Origin of the sequence: Ectopseudomonas oleovorans, assembly GCF_029845265.1 — a bacterium.
GTDB classification, from domain to species: Bacteria; Pseudomonadota; Gammaproteobacteria; order Pseudomonadales; family Pseudomonadaceae; genus Aquipseudomonas; species Aquipseudomonas oleovorans.
The window spans coordinates 1-17,979 of the sequence record NZ_JAOCLK010000038.1 but is presented as its reverse complement, the minus strand read 5'-3'; the positions used below and the strand labels follow the sequence as shown (position 1 = coordinate 17,979).

Sequence of the window (17,979 nt, the reverse complement as noted above, 5' to 3'; positions counted from 1 at the left end):
GGGCCTGCCGCTGGACTCTCCAATGCGTGTCCTACAGGCTATTCAGGCACTCGCTCAGGCCGCCAGCCAGATTCTCCAGCAGTTGCTCGTAACCGCTGGCGTCGACCGGCAAGGCGCCGCCCAAGGCATCCAGTTCCGCCAGTTTCACCGGCAAGCCTGCGGTCAGGGTTTCAGCCAGACGCGGGCGCAGCGGCGGTTCGCTGAACACGCAGCTCGGGCCAGCCTGTTGCAGCGTCTTGCGCATGGCAGCGACATGCCGCGCACCGGGTTGTACCTCGGTCAGCACGCTGAACACGCCTGCGTGCTTGAGGCCGTAGGCGGCCTCGAAATAGTCGAAGGCCTCGTGGAAAACGAAGTACGGCTTGCCCTGCAAGGCGGCCAGTTGCGGGCGAATACGGCCATCGAGCACATCCAGACGCGCTTCGAAGGCTTTCAGGTTGGCGGCGTAACGCCCGGCATTGGCGGTATCCAGCTTGGCCAGGTCTGCCGCCATGCGTGCGGCGATGACCTTGGCGTTGTCTGCTGCCAACCACAAATGAGCATCCAGGCTACCCGGGCGGTGGTCGTGATCGTGGCCCAGGTCGTCGCCAGCATGTGCGTGCTCGTGATCATGATCGTCGTGATCGTCTTCCTCATGACTCTCGCCGAAATGACGCAGGGTCATACCGGGCAGGTCCTGCACGGCTACCTGGGGCTTTTCACGGCTACCCAGCACGCGCGGCAGGAAGCCTTCCATGTCCGGGCCGATCCAGTACAGCAGGTCGGCATCACGCACACGCCGTACATCGGACGGACGCAGCGCGTAGTGATGCGGTGAGGCGCCCGGCGGCAGCAACACGTCGGGTTCGCCAACGCCGTCCTGCACCGCTGCGGCGATCAGTTGCAGCGGTTTGATACTGGTCAGCACACGCACTTCGGCCTGGGCGCTGGCGACGAAAAACAGGGTAAAGAGACAGAAAAGACGCAACACGGGGCATACTCGAATGGAATTGAACAGGTAATATAATAACGTCTCTCACTCGCTCCGTCCTTGCCCATGATCGATACCCCCCTGGCTGCACGCCCCCACGATCACTCCCGCTGCGTCAGCCATGCGCTGGCCGAAGCCGAAGCCATCTGTGCGCGCCAGGGTCTGCGCCTGACTGCCCTGCGCAAGCGTGTGCTGGAGCTGGTCTGGGCCAGCCACAAGCCGCTCGGCGCCTACGACATCCTCGGCGTGCTGAGCGACGAAGACGGTCGCCGCGCCGCGCCGCCCACCGTTTACCGCGCGCTGGACTTCCTTCTGGAAAACGGCCTGGTACACCGCATCGCATCACTTAACGCCTTCGTCGGCTGCAGCCATCCCGAGCACCCGCATCAGGGCCAGTTCCTGATCTGCCGAGCGTGCCATGCGGCGACCGAACTGGAACAAGCCACCATCAGTCAGGCCATCGTCGACAGTGCAGCCGGCGTCGGCTTCGTCGTCGAGGGTCAGACCGTGGAAGTCGTCGGCCTGTGCGCCGGCTGCAAGGGCACGGCATGAGCGACGCCCTAATCCGCCTCGACGGCGTCGCTGTCAGCTTCAACGGCCAGCCGGTGCTGGATAACGTGCAGCTCAGCGTACAGCCCGGCGAGATCGTCACCCTGATCGGCCCCAACGGCGCCGGCAAGACCACCCTGGTGCGCGTGGTACTCGGCTTGCTCCAACCCGACAGCGGCAACGTGCGCCGAGCGCCGCGCCTGCGCATCGGCTACATGCCGCAAAAACTCCACGTCGACGCGACCCTGCCGCTCTCGGTGCTGCGTTTCCTGCGCCTGGTGCCTGGGGTGGATCGCAAGCGCGCTCTGGCAGCACTGGCCGAGGTCGGTGCCGAGCAGGTGATCGACAGCCCGCTGCAGAGCATTTCCGGTGGCGAGATGCAGCGCGTACTGCTGGCCCGCGCCCTGCTGCGCGAGCCGCAGTTGCTGGTGCTCGACGAGCCGGTACAAGGCGTCGACGTCGCCGGCCAGGCCGAGCTGTATCGGCTGATCTCACGGCTGCGCGAACGGCATGGCTGCGGCGTACTGATGGTCTCGCACGACCTGCATCTGGTGATGAGCGCCACCGATCAGGTGGTTTGCCTCAACCGCCATGTCTGCTGCTCCGGCCACCCGGAGCAGGTCAGCGGCGACCCAGCCTTTATCGAACTGTTCGGCCAGGACGCCAAGAGCCTGGCCGTCTACCACCACCATCATGACCACGATCACGACCTGCATGGCGGCGTGGTCAAGCCCGGCCTGACCATTCACGGCCCGGCCCACGTCCACGGCCCGAACTGTAAGCACTGATGCCTGACTTTCTCCTCAACGCCCTGCTCGCCGGCCTGGCGCTGGCCTTGGTAGCCGGCCCGCTCGGCTCCTTCGTGGTCTGGCGGCGCATGGCCTATTTTGGCGACACGCTGTCCCACGCGGCCCTGCTCGGCGTGGCACTGGGCCTGATGCTCGACGTCAGCCCGACCCTGACGGTGACCGTCGGCTGCGTGCTGCTCGCCGTGCTGCTGGTGACCCTGCAACAGCGCCAGCCGCTGGCCTCCGACACCCTGCTGGGTATCCTCGCCCACAGCACCCTGTCGCTGGGCCTGGTGGCGCTGAGTTTCATGCATGACGTACGCATTGATCTGATGAGCTACCTGTTCGGCGACCTGCTCGCCGTCAGCCCTACCGATCTGGCCTGGATCATGGGTGGCAGCGCGCTGGTGCTGGCAGTGCTGGCCTGGCTGTGGCGGCCACTGCTGGCGATCACCGTGCACGAGGAACTGGCGCGGGTCGAAGGCCTGCCGGTGGCCGCGATTCGCCTGGCGCTGATGCTGCTGATCGCTGTGGTAATCGCCGTGGCGATGAAGATCGTCGGCGTGCTGCTGATCACTTCCCTGCTAATCATCCCCGCCGCCGCCGCCCAGCGCCACGCACGCACGCCGGAACAGATGGCCGTCGGCGCCAGCTTGCTCGGCCTGCTGGCGGTGTGTTGCGGCCTGGCGCTGTCTTGGTATCAGGACACACCAGCCGGGCCGTCCATCGTAGTCAGCGCTGCTGCGTTGTTCCTGGCCAGCTTTGCGCTGCCCAAGCGCAACAGCTGATGGCGCGCTCTGCGTAGCCGATCAAGATGAAATCAGCGGTACGAACCTGTATGATTGCGCGTTTTTTGCACAATTCGAGACGCGTAGTTATGAAGTCGTTCGCTTTTCGTGGTCTTCCGCTTTTTCTGGTTCTACTTCTGGCCGGTTGCCAGAGCAGCCAGCAGCACAGCCTTCCGCCGGTCGACGATCTGGTCGTCGCCTTCCGTCAGCTCGACCTGAGCCTGGCCGAAGAACGCCTCGACGACGCACGCAGCCAGCTCAGCACACTGCAGCAGCGCGCCAGCCGCGATACCCGTCTGGAGCAGTACCAGCGCCAGCTGGCCGAGGCCTATATGGAACAAGGTCGCGAAGCGCTGCAGCAGGGCGATCTGGATCGCGCCGCGCAGGCCTTGGGCCAGGCCCGCAGCCTGATGCCACAGGCGCCGGCTCTGAGTCGCGATCTCAACCAGGCCATCGACAGCGCCCGCGCTGCCCGCCAGGCAGCAGCCGAGCAACAGGCCCGCGAAGCGGCCGCCAAGCTCGATGCCGAGCGCCAGGAACAACTGCGTCAGCAGCGCCTAGACAGTGAGCGCCAGGCTGCCGCCAAGGTAGCAACCGCTCCGATAGCCGCAAGCCAGCCAGCACCAGTGGTCGAGAGCAAGCCCACAGCACGCCTGATCGATCCGAACGCCGCCACCAGCAGCGTGGCCATGCCTATGCTGGACAACCAGGACAACGAAAACCTGCGCCGCCTGCTCGACAGCGTGGCGGCGGATGTCGTGACCTTTCGCTGCGCCGTGCGCATCGAAGTACGCGAGGCCAAGGATTATCCCTGGGTTGCGGCGCTGTTGTCGGCACGCATCAAGAAACTCGACCCAAGCTTTCGTCCGCAGTTGAGCCAGAAGATCGCTCCGCAACAGGTGCCACGCCTGCTGTTGAGCCCAAAGCGCAACTGATGTCTGTCGCTTATCGGTAATGCCATTTTGTAATAACCATAGGCCAACAAAGATTTTCTAGACCTAAACACCGCCGGGTAAACTAGCGCCCTTTTGCGCCTCACCCGGCGCCCGAAGGCCGGCCCCTTCCACCTGGGGGCCCGCCCTTGAACATACCCAAAAGGTCGTTCGCGTGATCCAGTTTCAATCCGTCCACAAAGCCTACCGCGTCGCCGGTCGCGAGATTCCGGCGCTGCAGCCCACCACGCTGCAGGTCGGCAGCGGCCAGGTGTTCGGCATCATCGGCCACTCCGGCGCCGGCAAGAGCACCCTGCTGCGCCTGATCAACCGCCTGGAAGAACCCTCCGGCGGGCGCATCGAGATCGACGGTGTCGACGTCACCGCCCTCGATGCCAATGGCCTGCGCCGCTTCCGCCAGCAGGTCGGGATGATCTTCCAGCACTTCAACCTGCTGTCGTCGAAGACCGTGGCCGACAACATCGCCATGCCGCTGCGTCTGGCCGGCGAGCTGAGCCGCGCCGAGATCGACGCCCGCGTCGCCGAACTGCTGGCCCGCGTCGGCCTGCAAGATCACGCCAACAAATACCCGGCGCAGCTCTCCGGTGGGCAGAAGCAGCGCGTCGGCATCGCCCGCGCACTGAGCACGCGACCGAAGATCCTGCTGTGCGACGAGGCCACCAGCGCCCTCGACCCGCAGACCACCACCGCCGTACTGCAACTACTGGCCGAGATCAACCGCGAACTGGGCCTGACCATAGTGCTGATCACCCACGAGATGGACGTGATCCGCCGCGTCTGCGACCGCGTGGCGGTGATGGATGCCGGCGTCATCGTCGAGGAAGGCCCGGTGGCCGAGGTGTTCCTGCACCCGCAGCACCCGACCACGAAGCGTTTCGTGCAGGAGTCCGAGCACGTCGACGAAGCCGAACAGCGCGATGACTTTGCCCATGTCGAAGGCCGCATCCTGCGCCTGACCTTCCAGGGCGAAGCCACCTACGCACCGCTGCTGGGCACTGTGGCCCGCGAAACCGGGGTGGACTACAGCATCCTCGCCGGGCGCATCGACCGCATCAAGGACACCCCCTACGGCCAGCTCACCCTGGCCCTGACCGGTGGCGACATCGACGCCGCGCTGGCGCGCTTCGCAGCCGCCGACGTGCATCTGGAGGTACTGCGCTGATGCTCGAACAACTGCTGCCCAACGTGTTCTGGCCGGAAATCTGGCAGGCCAGTCTCGACACCCTGAACATGCTGATCGGCTCGATGCTGTTCACCGCGCTGCTCGGCCTGCCGCTCGGCGTGCTGCTGTTTCTCACCGGCCCGCGCCAGCTGTTCGAGCAGAAGGCCTTGTACGGCGCGCTGTCGCTGGTGGTGAACATCCTGCGCTCGGTGCCTTTCGTCATCCTGCTGATCCTGATGATTCCCTTCACCGAGCTGCTGGTCGGCACCTCGCTGGGCGTGGCCGGCGCCATCCCGCCATTGGTGGTAGGCGCCACGCCGTTCTTCGCACGGCTGGTGGAAACCGCCCTGCGTGAAGTCGAGCGCGGCATCATCGAAGCGACCCAGGCGATGGGCGCCACTACCTGGCAGATCATCACCCGCGCGCTGCTGCCCGAGGCGCTGCCCGGCCTGCTCGCGGCCACCACCGTCACCGCGATTACCCTGGTGTCTTACACCGCCATGAGTGGCCTGATCGGCGGCGGCGGCCTCGGCGACCTGGCCGTGCGCTACGGCTACCAGCGCTACCAACCGGACGTGATGGCCGTGACCGTGATCCTGCTGCTGATTCTGGTGCAGGTGCTGCAGATGGTCGGGGATCGCCTCGTGGTGCATTTTTCCCGTAAATGATGAAAAGCGGCGACTCGCCACCCGCGAGACCCGCACCAACCTTCCCAAAAGGAACCTTGAAATGAAGAAACTGCTGACTGCCATCGCCGCCTGCGCGGCCTTCTCGGCCCAGGCCGAAACCCTCAACGTCGCTGCCACCCCGGTGCCGCACGCGGAGATCCTCGAGTTCGTCAAACCAGCCCTGGCCAAAGAAGGCGTGGAGCTGAAGGTACGTGTGTTCACCGACTACGTGCAGCCCAACCTGCAGGTACAGCAGAAGAACCTCGACGCCAACTTCTTCCAGCACCAGCCGTACCTGGACGAGTTCAACGCCAGCCGCAAGACCGAGCTGGTCAGCGTTGCCGGCGTGCACGTCGAGCCCTTCGGCGCCTACTCCAGCAAGATCAAGGATCTGAGCGAGCTGCCGCAAGGCGCCACCGTGGCCATCCCCAACGATGCCACCAACGGCGGCCGTGCCCTGCTGCTGCTGCAGAAGGCCGGCGTGATCAAACTCAAGCCGGAAGCCGGCATCCTCGCCACGCCGAAGGACATCGTCGAGAACCCGAAAGCGATCAAGGTGCGTGAACTGGAAGCGGCCACCCTGCCGCGCGTACTGAGCCAGGTCGACCTCGCCCTGATCAACACCAACTACGCCCTGGAAGCCAAGCTGAACCCGACCAAGGACGCCCTGGCCATCGAAGGCAGCGACTCGCCGTACGTGAACATCCTGGTGACCCGCGCTGACAACAAGGACAGCGAGGCCGTACAGAAGCTGGTCAAGGCCCTGCACAGCGCCGAAGTGAAGCAGTTCATCGAAGAGAAGTACCTGGGCGCCGTCGTCCCGGCGTTCTGATCGCCGCCGACCGCTCTTGCTGTAAACAATGCCGCGCCGCTGCAAAGCTGCGCGGTATTTTTATGCGTGGAATCTCAGCGATCCGTAGGGTGCGCCGTACGCACTGCCAACAATACGGATCAGCGCCGCAGGCACTCCAGCAGACAATCCAGCGCCGGCTGGCGCTGCGCACGGCGCACCAGGGCGACCAGCTCGCGATGGAAGGTCAGCGCGCCCAGCTCGATCACCCACAGCCGCGTCGGCCGTTGCAGCCACAGGCCCGCACGCGGTACCAGGGCCACGCCCATACCGTTTTCCACCAGGCGCACGATGGCATCCAGCTCATCCAGCTCCAGCGCCTCACGTACGTTCAGGCGCTGCTCGCGCAGAAAACGGCTGACCTGACGACCGCCGAACGAGGCGCGGTCGTAGCGCACGAAGGGTTGCTCGACCAGCAGCCGCAGCGGGTCGTCGCCCGGCACGTCCAGCGGCGCAATAAGCACGAAAGGCTCCTGTGCCAGCGGCACTTCCAGGATTTCCTTGGGCAAGGCGAACGGCGGCTTGATCAACAGGGCCAGGTCCAGCTCACCGGCATCCAATTGGCTGAACAGCTGTAGGGAAACGCCCGGCACCAGCTTCAGCTCGACGAGCGGTGCCAGCTGGCGAAAACGCGGTAAAGCCTCGGCCAGCAGACCAGTCTGCAAGGTAGCGATGGCACCGACGCGCAATTCGCCCTGCCACTGATCGGCGGCCGGCGGCAGCGCCATCTGCGCGTACAGCGCGAGCATCTGTTCGGCCAGCGGCAAGGCGTGCCGGCCGGCGGCGTTGAGCACGGCAGCGCGGCCACTGCGGTCGAACAGGCGCACGCCGAGGTGCTGCTCGAGTACGCGCATCTGCGCGCTGACCGCCGACTGGGTCAACCCCACCTGCTGGCCGGCAGCGGCGAAGGTGCCCAGGCGAGCGACGGTGACGAAGGTTTTCAGTTCGCGCAGCATCGAAGCCTCGATTGATCAAAAATATTTGAGCTTGCGCGCAAGGATATTCGCTTTAGAACAATTTTGCTGTTGATAGGCTGGTGCAATGAACACCGATGGCGGGTTTCACCCGCCCTACACACAATAACCAAAGGTATTCCGTGATGTCCCTTGCGCCCTTCCACCTGGCAATTCCCGTTCATGACCTGGCTGCCGCGCGGCATTTCTACGGCGAGGTATTCGGCTGTGCCGAGGGTCGCAGCAGCGACCACTGGGTAGACTTCGACTTCTTCGGCCACCAGTTGGTGATCCATGAAGCGCCGAAGATGGCCTACCAGGAGTCGGCCGCCAGCAACCCCGTGGACGGCCACGACGTACCGGTGCCGCACTTCGGCGTGGTGCTCGGCTGGGCTGACTGGGAAGCGCTGGCCGAGCGCCTGCGCAGCCGCGAAACGAAATTCGTCATCGAGCCCTATGTACGCTTCAAGGACCAGGTCGGCGAGCAGGCCACCATGTTCCTCCTCGACCCCTGCGGCAACGCGCTGGAGTTCAAGGCGTTCAAGGACATCGGCCAGCTGTTCGCCAAGTGAACGCAGGCTACCTGGGGAGCGAGCAAATGCCGCTCAATCCAGTGGATTATCGATCTGCGCACGCAGCAGCTCGGCGAAGGCGCTTGCCTCCACCGGGCGGCTGATCAGAAAGCCCTGGATCTCATCGCAGTTCTGGCTCTTGAGAAAGTCCATCTGCGCCTGGGTTTCCACGCCCTCGGCCACCACTTTCAGCTCCAGGCTGTGAGCCATGGCGATGATCGCGCGGGTGATTGCGGCATCCTCGCCACCGGGTGACAGGTCGCGGATGAAGGTCTGGTCGATCTTCACGTAATGCACCGGGAAGCGCTTGAGGTAGCTGAGCGAGGAATAGCCGGTGCCGAAGTCGTCGATGGCCAGCTTGACCCCCAGCTCCCGTAACTGGCGGAAGGTGACGATGACGCTGTCAACGTTATCCAGCAGTTGGCTTTCGGTCAGTTCCAGCTCCAGGTACTGCGGCGCCAGGCCGGTTTCTTCGAGCACCTGGCGCACCAGGCTGGTGAGGTTGCCCTGACGTAACTGATACACCGAGATATTCACTGACACTCGTATCTGCGCCAGCCCTTGCTGCTGCCACTGGCACGCCTGGCGGCAAGCCTGACGCAGCACGAACTCGCCAATCGGTGCGATCAGCCCGGTTTCCTCGGCCAGACCGATGAACTCGCTCGGCGGCACCATGCCCTGTTGCGGATGGCGCCAGCGCACCAGCGCCTCGGCAGCATTGAGCTGGTCGTCGGCGAGGTTCAGTTTGGGCTGGTAGAACACTTCCAGCTGGCCTTCGTCGATGGCCTTGCGCAGCTGGTTCTCCAGTTGCAGGCGCTCCAGGGTGCAGGCCTGCAGATTGTCGGTGAAGAACTGGAAGGTGTTGCCGCCCAGGTGCTTGGCATGTTGCACGGCCATGTTGGCCTGGCTGATCAGCGCGCTGATCTCACGCGCGTAGTCTGGCAGCAGGCTGATGCCCAGCGAGGCGCTGATCACCAGTTCGTGGCCACCAACGGTCATTGGCACACGCAACTTGGCCAGCAGCCGACTGGCCACCCGTGCCAGGCTGGAAAGGCTGCCGTAGGCGTCGAGGATGATGGCGAACTCATCACCCGACAGCCGTGCAATGCAGTCAGCTTCCGGCACGGCCTGGGTCAGGCGACGGCTCATCTGGCGCAGCAATTGATCCGCCACTTCATGGCCGAGGCTGTCGTTGAGCAGCTTGAAACGGTCCAGGTCGATGTGCACCAGGGCAATGCTGCGGCCGCTCTGGCGGGCGCGCTGGCTGGCATCGTGCAGACGCTCCTTGAACAGACTGCGGTTGGCCAGGCCGGTCAGATCATCGTAGTGCGACAGGTAGCGCAGGCGCTCCTCGGCCTCGCGTCGCGCACTGAGGTCGGCAAAGAAGCCGACGATTTGGCTGGGCCGGCCACTGGCGTCGCGTATCAGGTTGAGCTGCAGCCATTGCGGGTAAAGCTCGCCGCTCTTGCGCGTCTCGATCAGCTCGCCCTGCCAGGTACCGGTGCTGTCCAGTTCCTGGCGGATCATCTGGTATTGCCGGCGCATCTCGCGGCTGCCGATCAGGCTGGTCACCGTGCGCCCGACCACCTCCTCACGGCTGTATCCGGTCACCGCGCTGAACGCACGGTTGACCGCCAGCACACGGTAGTCGGGGTCGAGAATGAAGATGCCTTCGCTGGCCGCTTCGAACACGGTCGCGGCCAGGCGCTGTTGCTGCTCCTGCTGACGCCGCGCGCTGACATCGCGCCGCGTGCCGAGCATGCGCCGTACACGGCCGGCGGCGTCGCGCTCGACCGCACGGCCACGGTCCTCGACCCAGACCCAGTGACCATCGACATGGCGCACGCGGTACTCGATCTGATAATCCTCGCTGCGCCCCTTGAGGTGCCGGACCAACGCCCGGCGCAACCCTGGCAGATCATCCGGATGCAGACGCGGGGTGAGGTCGCGCAGCATCACCTGCACCTGCTCCGGCTCCAGACCAAACAGCTCGCGCAGGTGCGAATGGTGCACCTGATCGCTTTCCAGATCCCAGTCCCACAGCCCCAGCTCACTGACCTCCAGCGCCAGGGCCAGGCACTCCTGGCTCTTGCCCAGGGCATGAGTCGCCTCGTCCAGCTCCAGGGTACGCTCGGCCACGCGCATTTCCAGCGCACCATGGGCACCGCGCAGCTCACGTTCGGCGCGACGGCGTTGCTCCACTTCGCGCGCCAGCTCTTCATTGAGCCCTTCGGCGCGCTGCTTGGCATGCTCCAGGTTGCTGATCAGCGCCAGGTTATAGAACCGTTGCAGCAGGCTGCGCTGTACCAGGCGGTTGACCTGCCAGGCCACGATCAGCAAGGCAAGAAACAGGATCAGCCCAAGCAGCCCCCAACCGCGTTGCAGGCTGTTGTCGGCCAGCAACAGATAGGTCACCGAAGGCAGCAGGCAGGGCAAGGCGAAGCTGAGAAAGGCCGACAGGCTGACGGCATAGGCCACGCTGGCTGAAAGAATCGCCGCAGCGATCAGACCATAGACCAGCGCCTGCTGGTAGAAGACATCGGCGGGCACCAGCACTATCACGGCGAAGGCGAGGGTCAACCCGGATGCACCGGCGCCGAAGAGGAAGATGCGGCGCCAGTAGGGTTCGGCCTGGCGGCTCGGCAGCGCCGCGTTGAAGGCATTCACCTGGGTCAGACGCAGCAGCACCAGCAACACCACCCAGCCCAACCATGCTGCGAGCATGAGGGCGCTCTGCTGATTCCACAGCAATAGGCTGCAGGCCAGGCCAACCAGGAGCATGAGCAGAGTGGGCAGGCGCGAGCCCAGAAACAGCAAGCGGGTGCGCTCGACGGCAATATCCGTGGCGAACTGACGTTCAGCCTGATGCGGGTCCAGCGTCACCTCTTGAACTTCGGCGCTAGTCGTGGCGGTCATGGGCGATTTCTTGTAATGATTGCCTGAGGGGCCGCGGTGTTTTTCAGCTGCCTCAGCCCTGACGTCGCGGGAGAATACCCGAGACAGACGCTCTGCCCAACAATGATGTGGCCCCTTTCACAGCTTGACGCCCAACTTTTGGCGGGCACCGGCAGAGCATGATGGCCTTTGGCCGCCTGACCAGGCGCATCTGCGCCCTGACCTGCCAGTCGTCGGTTGCATCGGACGCGTTTCTCCACGCTCGGCCAACGGTTTGCCCTCACCTGTCCGGCCCCCTAGAATGCCGCGATGCAAAATGACCTCGATCACAGACTCACTACCCTCAATCCCGCCCAGCACCACGCGGTTACCACACCGCCTGGTCATCAGCTGGTGCTGGCCGGCGCCGGCTCGGGCAAGACCCGCGTGCTGGTGCATCGCATCGCCTTCCTGATCCAGCGCCTGGACGTGTCGCCGCACAGCATTCTGTCGGTGACCTTCACCAACAAGGCGGCTGCCGAGATGCGTCACCGCATCGAAGACGTGCTCGGCCACGCCCCTGCGGGCATGTGGGTCGGTACCTTCCACGGTCTGGCTCACCGCCTGCTGCGTGCACACTGGCAGGAGGCAAAGCTAGCCGAGAACTTCCAGATTCTCGACTCCGACGATCAGCAGCGCCTGATCAAGCGGGTGATCCGTGAACTGGGCCTCGACGAACAACGCTGGCCGGCCAAGCAGGCGCAGTGGTTCATCAACGGGCAAAAGGACGAGGGCATCCGCCCGCAAGGTATCCAGGCCAGCGGCGACCTGTTCCTGGCCACCATGCGCAGCATCTATGAAGCCTACGAGGCGGCCTGCGCACGCACCGGTGTCATCGACTTCGCCGAACTGCTGTTGCGTGCCCTCGACCTCTGGCGCGACAACGCCGGCCTGCTGGAGCACTACCAGCGCCGCTTCCGCCATATCCTGGTCGACGAGTTCCAGGACACCAACGCCGTGCAGTACGCCTGGCTGCGCTTTTTGGCTAAGGGCGGCGAAAGCCTGATGGTCGTGGGCGACGACGATCAGTCGATCTACGGCTGGCGCGGCGCGAAGATCGAGAACATCCAGCAGTTCGACCAGGACTTCGCCGATGCCGAGATCATTCGCCTGGAGCAAAACTACCGCTCCACCGCCAATATCCTCAATGCCGCCAACGCGCTGATCGCCAACAACCAGGGTCGCCTCGGCAAGGAGCTGCGTACCGACGTCGGTGATGGCGAGCCGCTAGCCCTGTACGCCGCCTTCAACGAGCACGACGAAGCGCGCTACGTGGTCGAGACGATCGAGGACGCCCTGCGCAAGGACGGCCTCAAGCGCAGCGAGATCGCCATTCTCTATCGCTCCAACGCCCAGTCGCGCGTGCTGGAAGAGGCGCTGCTGCGCGAGAAGATCCCCTACCGCATCTACGGTGGTCAGCGCTTCTTCGAGCGTGCCGAAATCAAGAACGCCATGGCCTATCTGCGCCTGCTCGACGCACGAGACAACGATCCGGCGCTAGAAAGAATCATCAACGTGCCTGCACGTGGTATCGGCGAAAAAACGGTAGAAAACATTCGCCAATTTGCGCGTGAGCATGAGCTACCAATGTGGGCGGCTATTCGCCGAATGCTCGCAACAAAAACATTGTCCGGTAAGGCCGCCGGGGCGCTGACCGCATTCATCGATTTGATAAATAACCTCGACGAGAAAGTCGCTGCCATGCCGCTGCACCAGATGACCCAGGTGGTCATCGAAAAGAGCGGCCTACTCGCCTATCACGAGGCGGAAAAGGGCGAGAAGGGCCAAGCCCGGGTGGAAAACCTGGAGGAACTGGTCAGCGCCGCGCGCGCCTTCGAGAACGATGAAGACGACGAGCTGACCCCGCTGCAGGCCTTCCTCACCCACGCCTCGCTGGAGGCCGGCGACACTCAGGCCGCCGAGAACGAAGACAGCATTCAATTGATGACCCTGCACAGTGCCAAGGGCCTGGAATTCCCCCTGGTGTTCCTGGTGGGCATGGAAGAGGGTCTGTTCCCGCACAAGATGAGCCTGGAAGAACCGGGCCGATTGGAAGAAGAACGCCGCCTGGCCTATGTCGGCATTACCCGTGCCATGCAGAAGCTGGTGATCAGCTACGCCGAAACCCGGCGTCTCTACGGTAGCGAGACCTACAACAAGGTGTCGCGCTTCGTCCGCGAAATCCCCGCACCGCTGATTCAGGAGGTGCGCCTGAGCAACAGCGTCAGCCGCCCGGTGAGCACCAGCTCGATGGGTGGCGGCAGCCTGTTCGCCGGCAGCGCCGTGCCGGAAACGCCCTTTAGTCTGGGCCAGCGCGTACGTCACAGCCTGTTCGGCGAGGGCACCATCCTCAATTTCGAGGGTGCTGGCGCCCAGGCGCGGGTCCAAGTGAATTTCGAAAACGAAGGCAGTAAATGGCTGATGCTGGCGTACGCCAAGCTCGAAGCCTGTTAGTACACCGTACCTGGAGATAATCGATGAATCGCCGCAATCTGTTCGGCACCGCCCTGGCGCTGATCGCCGCCATCGGCCTGGTTGGCTGCAAAGAAGACAAGGCTGCCAGCGAGCAAGCCGCTGCCAAGCCGGCAGAAATCATCCACTGGAAAATGGTCACGTCCTGGCCAAAGAACTTCCCTGGTCTGGGCACCTCTGCCGAGCGCCTGGCCGAGCGCATCAACGCCATGAGCGCCGGGCGCCTGACCGTCAAGGTCTACGCCGCTGGTGAGCTGGTGCCGGCACTGGAAGTGTTCGATGCCGTCTCGCGCGGCACCGCCGAGATGGGCCACGGCACGCCGTACTACTGGAAAGGCAAAGTCCCGGCTGCGCAGTTCTTCAGCAGCGTGCCGTTCGGTCTTTCGACTCTGGAAATGAACGCCTGGCTCAGCCACGGCGGTGGCCAGGCGCTGTGGGACGAAACCTACGCACCGTTCGGCGTGAAGCCGCTGTCGGCGGGCAACACCACCATGCAAATGGGCGGCTGGTTCAATAAGGAAATCAACAGCCTGGACGACATCAAAGGCCTGAAGATCCGCATGCCGGGCCTCGGCGGCGAAGTCTGGAGCCGTCTGGGTGCGATCACCGTCAACCTGCCGGGCGGCGAAATTTTCACCTCCCTGCAGACCGGTGCCATCGATGCCACCGACTGGGTCGGCCCCTATAACGACCTGGCCTTCGGCCTGCACAAGGCTGCCAAGTACAACTACTTCCCGGGCTGGCAGGAGCCGCAGGCGGTGGTCGAGGCCATGGTCAACCAGAAGGCCTTCGACGCATTGCCGACCGACTTGCAAGCCATCGTCGTCGAAGCCGCGCGTGCCGCGACCCTGGACATGATGGACGACTACGTGTTCAACAACGCCAAGGCGCTGCAAAGCCTGAAGAGCGAAGGCGTGCAGTTCAAGCGTCTGCCGGATGACGTGCTGCAAGCCATGCGCGAGCAATCCAACCTGGTGCTCGAGTCTTTGGCCGCCGAGAACGATCTCAACGGCCGCATCTGGGCCTCGCAGAAGGCCTTCCTCGAAGAGGCCAGCGCCATGCAGGCGTTGACCGAGAAAGAACTGTACAACTGGCGTTGATTCAACAAGAGAGTCCCTTCAGGCCAGGCTCCCAACGCATTATTGTGTGTGGGAGCCCCGCCTCGGGGCGAAGCTTATACCGCCCGCCATCGGCGCAATGATAGCCAAGAGCGCACCCGGCATTGTTTCGAGCCCGGGTTCGCGGCGAGGCGCCGCTCCTACAGACTCGGCGCGTAGCTTGACTAACAGGTATCGACCACCAAGAGCCCCGTTCTTCCTCAGGGATGACTGCCCATGCGTCTTCGCTCTCTGCTCCTCCTGCCCCTGCTCGCCCTCGGCCTGATCGGCTGCAAGGACGACTCCGCACCGGCCGACCAGGCCGCAGCCCCCGCCCAGACCTTCCACTGGAAGATGGTCACCACCTGGCCGAAGAACGCACCCGGCACCGGCACCGCAGCCGAACGCCTGGCCGAGCGAGTCAACGCCATGAGCGCCGGGCGCCTGACCATCAAGGTCTATGCCGCTGGCGAGCTGGTGCCGGCGCTGGAAGTGTTCGACGCGGTGTCGCGCGGCACGGCCGAACTCGGCCACGGCACGCCCTACTACTGGAAGGGCAAGGTGCCGGCCGCACAGTTCTTCGGTGCGGTGCCCTTCGGCCTGTCCACCCTGGAAATGAACGCCTGGCTCAGCAAGGGCGGCGGTCAGGCACTGTGGGATGAAGCCTACGCGCCCTTCGGCCTCAAGCCGCTGACGGCGGGTAACAGCACCATGCAGATGGGCGGCTGGTTCAACAAGGAAATCAACAGCCTGGCTGACATCAAAGGCCTGAAGATCCGTATGCCGGGCCTCGGCGGCGAAGTCTGGAGCCGCCTGGGTGCGACCACCGCGGTGATGCCGGGTGGCGAAATCTTCACCGCCCTGCAGACCGGCGCCATCGACGCCACCGACTGGGTCAGCCCCTATAACGACCTGGCCTTCGGCCTGCACAAGGCCGCCAAGTACTATTACTACCCGGGCTGGCAGGAGCCGCAGTCGGTGCTCGAACTGCTGATCAACCAGAAAGCCTTCGACGCCCTGCCCGCCGACCTGCAGGCCATCGTCAGCGAAGCGGCGCGCGCGGCGACCCAGGACATGATGGACGACTACGTCTACCACAACGCCTTGGCGCTGGATGAACTTAAGAAGAGCGGCACGCTGCTCAAGCGCTTCCCCGACGAGGTGCTGCGGGCCATGCAAAACGAGAGCGAACAGGTGCTCGGCGACCTGGCCGCGCAAAGCGAACTCAACGGCCGCATCTGGGCCTCGATGCAAGCCTTCCAGGCGCTGGCCACCTCGATGCAGGCGCTGTCGGAAAAAGAGCTGTACGACTGGCGCTGAGCCGCTCAGCGCTATAGCCCTTGCCCTTATCTTGTGGGAGCCCCTCCCCGGGGCGAAGCTGTATTACCTCAGGTTCGCGGCGGGGCGCCGCTCCTACCCGTTCGGCGCGGCCACATCTGACCTATCCGGCTCCGTTTGTCGTTCCAGGCTGCGCCTCATGCCCTGGCGGCCATACTTCACGGATGAAAAACAAGCCAACCGATCCTGCCCATATCCTCGATACCGCCCTGCAACTGGCCGACGTCTGCGGCTGGGAGCGCCTGCACCTGTTCGACATCGCCGCCGCGCTCGACATCGGCCTGGACGATATCGCCCGTCACTACCGCGACAAGGACGACCTGGTGGAAGCCTGGTTCGACCGCGCCGACCTGGCCATGCTCGGCCACGCCAGAAATCCCGATTTGCAGGGTCTGAACGCCGAACAACGTCTGGAAAGCTGCCTGCTGGCCTGGCTCGACAGCCTGACAGCCCATCGCGCGGTGACCGGGCAGATGCTGCTGTACAAGCTCGAGCCCGGGCATATCCACCTGCAGGTGCTCGGCCTGATGCGCGTCAGCCGCACCGTGCAGTGGTGGCGCGAAGCAGCCGGCCGGCAAAGCCTGCACCTGCGCCGTATCGCCGAAGAAACCCTGCTCACCAGCGCCTACCTGCGCAGCTTCGTGCATTGGCTGCGTCATCCCGAAGAGGACGCAGCAACCTTCCGCGCCTTTCTGCGTGCTCAACTACGCTGCGGCCCGCTGCCTCTGCTGCTGCAACGCCCGTAGGGTGCGCCAGGCGCTTCGGTACCAAGCCGGGCAGGCACGGCGCCATCCAGTACAGGCAAAAGCCGGAAACATTCTGTCACTGGTCATGCCCATCCATGACGGGCAAGATGCAGACCAAGCTTTTCCACAAGAGAGAAAACCGTGATGCAGCGTTTCCTCAGTATCGCCATGGTGCTGTGCCTGGCACTGACCTTCAGCTTCGAAGCCCACGCCAAACGTTTTGGCGGTGGCAAATCCTTCGGCTCCGCACCCAGCCACCAGACCCGCCAGGCCACGCCGCCGGCGCAATCGGCTGCCCAGGCACCCGGTCGTCAACAGCCTGCCGCTGCCGCCAGCGGTGCTTCGCGCTGGCTCGGCCCGCTGGCCGGTCTGGCCGCCGGTGGCCTGCTGGCCTCGATGTTCATGGGTGACGGTTTCGAAGGCCTGCAGATCATGGACATGCTGATCTTCGGCCTGATCGCCTTCCTGCTGTTCCGCTTCCTCGCCGCCCGTCGCGCTCGCCAACAGCCGCAAATGGCCGCTGCCGGTGCGCCGTACCAGCGTGAAATGCCGAACGCCGACAACGCGCCGACCGCTGGCAGCAATATCTTCGGTGGTCGCCTGGCTTCGGCCGCTCCGGTGATCAACGCCCCGGCCTGGTTCAACGAGCAGAGCTTCATCGCCGCCGGTCGTGAGCACTTCATGAACCTGCAGCAGCACTGGGACGCCAACGAGATGGACAAGATCGCCGAGTTCGTCACTCCGCAGCTGCTGGACTTTCTCAAGCGTGAGCGCGCCGAACTGGGTGACGGCTTCCAGTCCACCTACGTCGACAACCTCGACGTGCAACTCGATGGTGTCGACGACAACGCCGAAAAGACCATCGCCACCCTGACCTTCAGCGGCGTGTCGAAAACCTCGCGCTTCGACCAGGGCGAGCCCTTCAGCGAAAGCTGGCGCCTGGAGCGTGCCCAGGGCGACAACCAGCCGTGGCTGATCGCCGGCATTCGCCAGAACTGATCGCTACGGCGCACTAAAAACCCGGGCTTGCCCGTAATGCTGTTCACTTAAGAAACGGTCGAGCTCGATCAGTCCCCTCGCCCCTCCGGGGAGAGGGTTAGGGAGAGGGGGAAACTGGCAGTTTTGCGGTGTTTTCTGCC

The 17,979-nt window shown here is 64.3% G+C and carries 16 protein-coding genes; 13 read left to right on the top strand and 3 right to left on the bottom strand.

All coding sequences use genetic code 11. The annotated features are described in order from the left end of the window. Window positions 1–31: 31 nt before the first annotated feature. Window positions 32–970, bottom strand: coding sequence for a zinc ABC transporter substrate-binding protein ZnuA (znuA, locus tag N5J71_RS17235; RefSeq protein WP_279917306.1), 939 nt, complete (start codon window positions 968–970; stop codon window positions 32–34). A gap of 66 nt (window positions 971–1,036) precedes the next feature. Between znuA and N5J71_RS17230 the strand changes: the two genes are divergently transcribed. From N5J71_RS17230 to N5J71_RS17200, 7 genes are all read left to right on the top strand, one after another. Beyond that, complete coding sequence (locus N5J71_RS17230; RefSeq protein WP_279917305.1) at window positions 1,037–1,522, top strand: Fur family transcriptional regulator; 486 nt, start codon at window positions 1,037–1,039, stop codon at window positions 1,520–1,522. After that, the gene (gene znuC, locus N5J71_RS17225; protein WP_074855789.1) at window positions 1,519–2,307 is read left to right on the top strand and encodes a zinc ABC transporter ATP-binding protein ZnuC; all 789 of its coding nucleotides are present in this window, start codon (window positions 1,519–1,521) and stop codon (window positions 2,305–2,307) included. The genes N5J71_RS17230 and znuC overlap by 4 nt, the downstream gene beginning before the upstream one ends. After that, the gene (gene znuB / locus N5J71_RS17220; protein ID WP_279917304.1) at window positions 2,307–3,095 is read left to right on the top strand and encodes a zinc ABC transporter permease subunit ZnuB; all 789 of its coding nucleotides are present in this window, start codon (window positions 2,307–2,309) and stop codon (window positions 3,093–3,095) included. The genes znuC and znuB overlap by 1 nt, the downstream gene beginning before the upstream one ends. 89 nt (window positions 3,096–3,184) lie before the next feature. Then, complete coding sequence (locus tag N5J71_RS17215) at window positions 3,185–4,030, top strand: PA5502 family lipoprotein (RefSeq protein ID WP_279917303.1); 846 nt, start codon at window positions 3,185–3,187, stop codon at window positions 4,028–4,030. Between the two features lie 172 nt (window positions 4,031–4,202). Further along, window positions 4,203–5,210, top strand: a complete 1,008-nt coding sequence (locus N5J71_RS17210; protein WP_196447221.1) for a methionine ABC transporter ATP-binding protein — start codon at window positions 4,203–4,205, stop codon at window positions 5,208–5,210. After that, a complete protein-coding gene (locus N5J71_RS17205) occupies window positions 5,210–5,878 on the top strand; it encodes a methionine ABC transporter permease (protein ID WP_279917302.1) in 669 nt (222 codons plus the stop codon). The genes N5J71_RS17210 and N5J71_RS17205 overlap by 1 nt, the downstream gene beginning before the upstream one ends. Window positions 5,879–5,939: 61 nt before the next feature. Beyond that, the gene (locus N5J71_RS17200; protein ID WP_003464754.1) at window positions 5,940–6,710 is read left to right on the top strand and encodes a MetQ/NlpA family ABC transporter substrate-binding protein; all 771 of its coding nucleotides are present in this window, start codon (window positions 5,940–5,942) and stop codon (window positions 6,708–6,710) included. A 119-nt stretch (window positions 6,711–6,829) separates the two neighbouring features. On the opposite strand, the gene N5J71_RS17195 is transcribed toward N5J71_RS17200, so the two are convergent. Further along, the gene (locus N5J71_RS17195; RefSeq protein WP_003464756.1) at window positions 6,830–7,684 is read right to left on the bottom strand and encodes a LysR family transcriptional regulator; all 855 of its coding nucleotides are present in this window, start codon (window positions 7,682–7,684) and stop codon (window positions 6,830–6,832) included. A 143-nt stretch (window positions 7,685–7,827) separates the two neighbouring features. On the opposite strand from N5J71_RS17195, the gene N5J71_RS17190 reads away from it, so the two are divergent. Beyond that, window positions 7,828–8,253 (top strand): VOC family protein, encoded by a 426-nt coding sequence (locus N5J71_RS17190; RefSeq protein WP_279917301.1) that lies wholly within the window; start codon window positions 7,828–7,830, stop codon window positions 8,251–8,253. Window positions 8,254–8,286: 33 nt separating this feature from the next. On the opposite strand, the gene N5J71_RS17185 is transcribed toward N5J71_RS17190, so the two are convergent. Then, window positions 8,287–11,169, bottom strand: a complete 2,883-nt coding sequence (locus tag N5J71_RS17185; protein ID WP_279917300.1) for a GGDEF and EAL domain-containing protein — start codon at window positions 11,167–11,169, stop codon at window positions 8,287–8,289. Window positions 11,170–11,457: 288 nt separating this feature from the next. Here N5J71_RS17185 and uvrD point away from each other — a divergent pair, with 288 nt between their 5' ends. The 5 genes from uvrD (at window position 11,458) to N5J71_RS17160 (ending at window position 17,839) form a co-directional block, all read left to right on the top strand. After that, window positions 11,458–13,641 carry a DNA helicase II gene (gene uvrD, locus N5J71_RS17180; RefSeq protein WP_279917299.1) on the top strand — a complete coding sequence of 728 codons (2,184 nt, stop codon included), beginning with the start codon at window positions 11,458–11,460 and terminating at the stop codon, window positions 13,639–13,641. A gap of 23 nt (window positions 13,642–13,664) precedes the next feature. After that, the gene (locus tag N5J71_RS17175; RefSeq protein WP_279917298.1) at window positions 13,665–14,759 is read left to right on the top strand and encodes a TRAP transporter substrate-binding protein; all 1,095 of its coding nucleotides are present in this window, start codon (window positions 13,665–13,667) and stop codon (window positions 14,757–14,759) included. 234 nt (window positions 14,760–14,993) lie between these two features. Continuing rightward, window positions 14,994–16,076, top strand: a complete 1,083-nt coding sequence (locus tag N5J71_RS17170) for a TRAP transporter substrate-binding protein (RefSeq protein ID WP_279917297.1) — start codon at window positions 14,994–14,996, stop codon at window positions 16,074–16,076. A gap of 182 nt (window positions 16,077–16,258) precedes the next feature. Beyond that, complete coding sequence (locus tag N5J71_RS17165) at window positions 16,259–16,840, top strand: TetR/AcrR family transcriptional regulator (protein WP_279917296.1); 582 nt, start codon at window positions 16,259–16,261, stop codon at window positions 16,838–16,840. A 144-nt stretch (window positions 16,841–16,984) separates the two neighbouring features. Beyond that, window positions 16,985–17,839, top strand: coding sequence for a Tim44 domain-containing protein (locus N5J71_RS17160; RefSeq protein WP_108235024.1), 855 nt, complete (start codon window positions 16,985–16,987; stop codon window positions 17,837–17,839). Window positions 17,840–17,979: the final 140 nt, after the last annotated feature.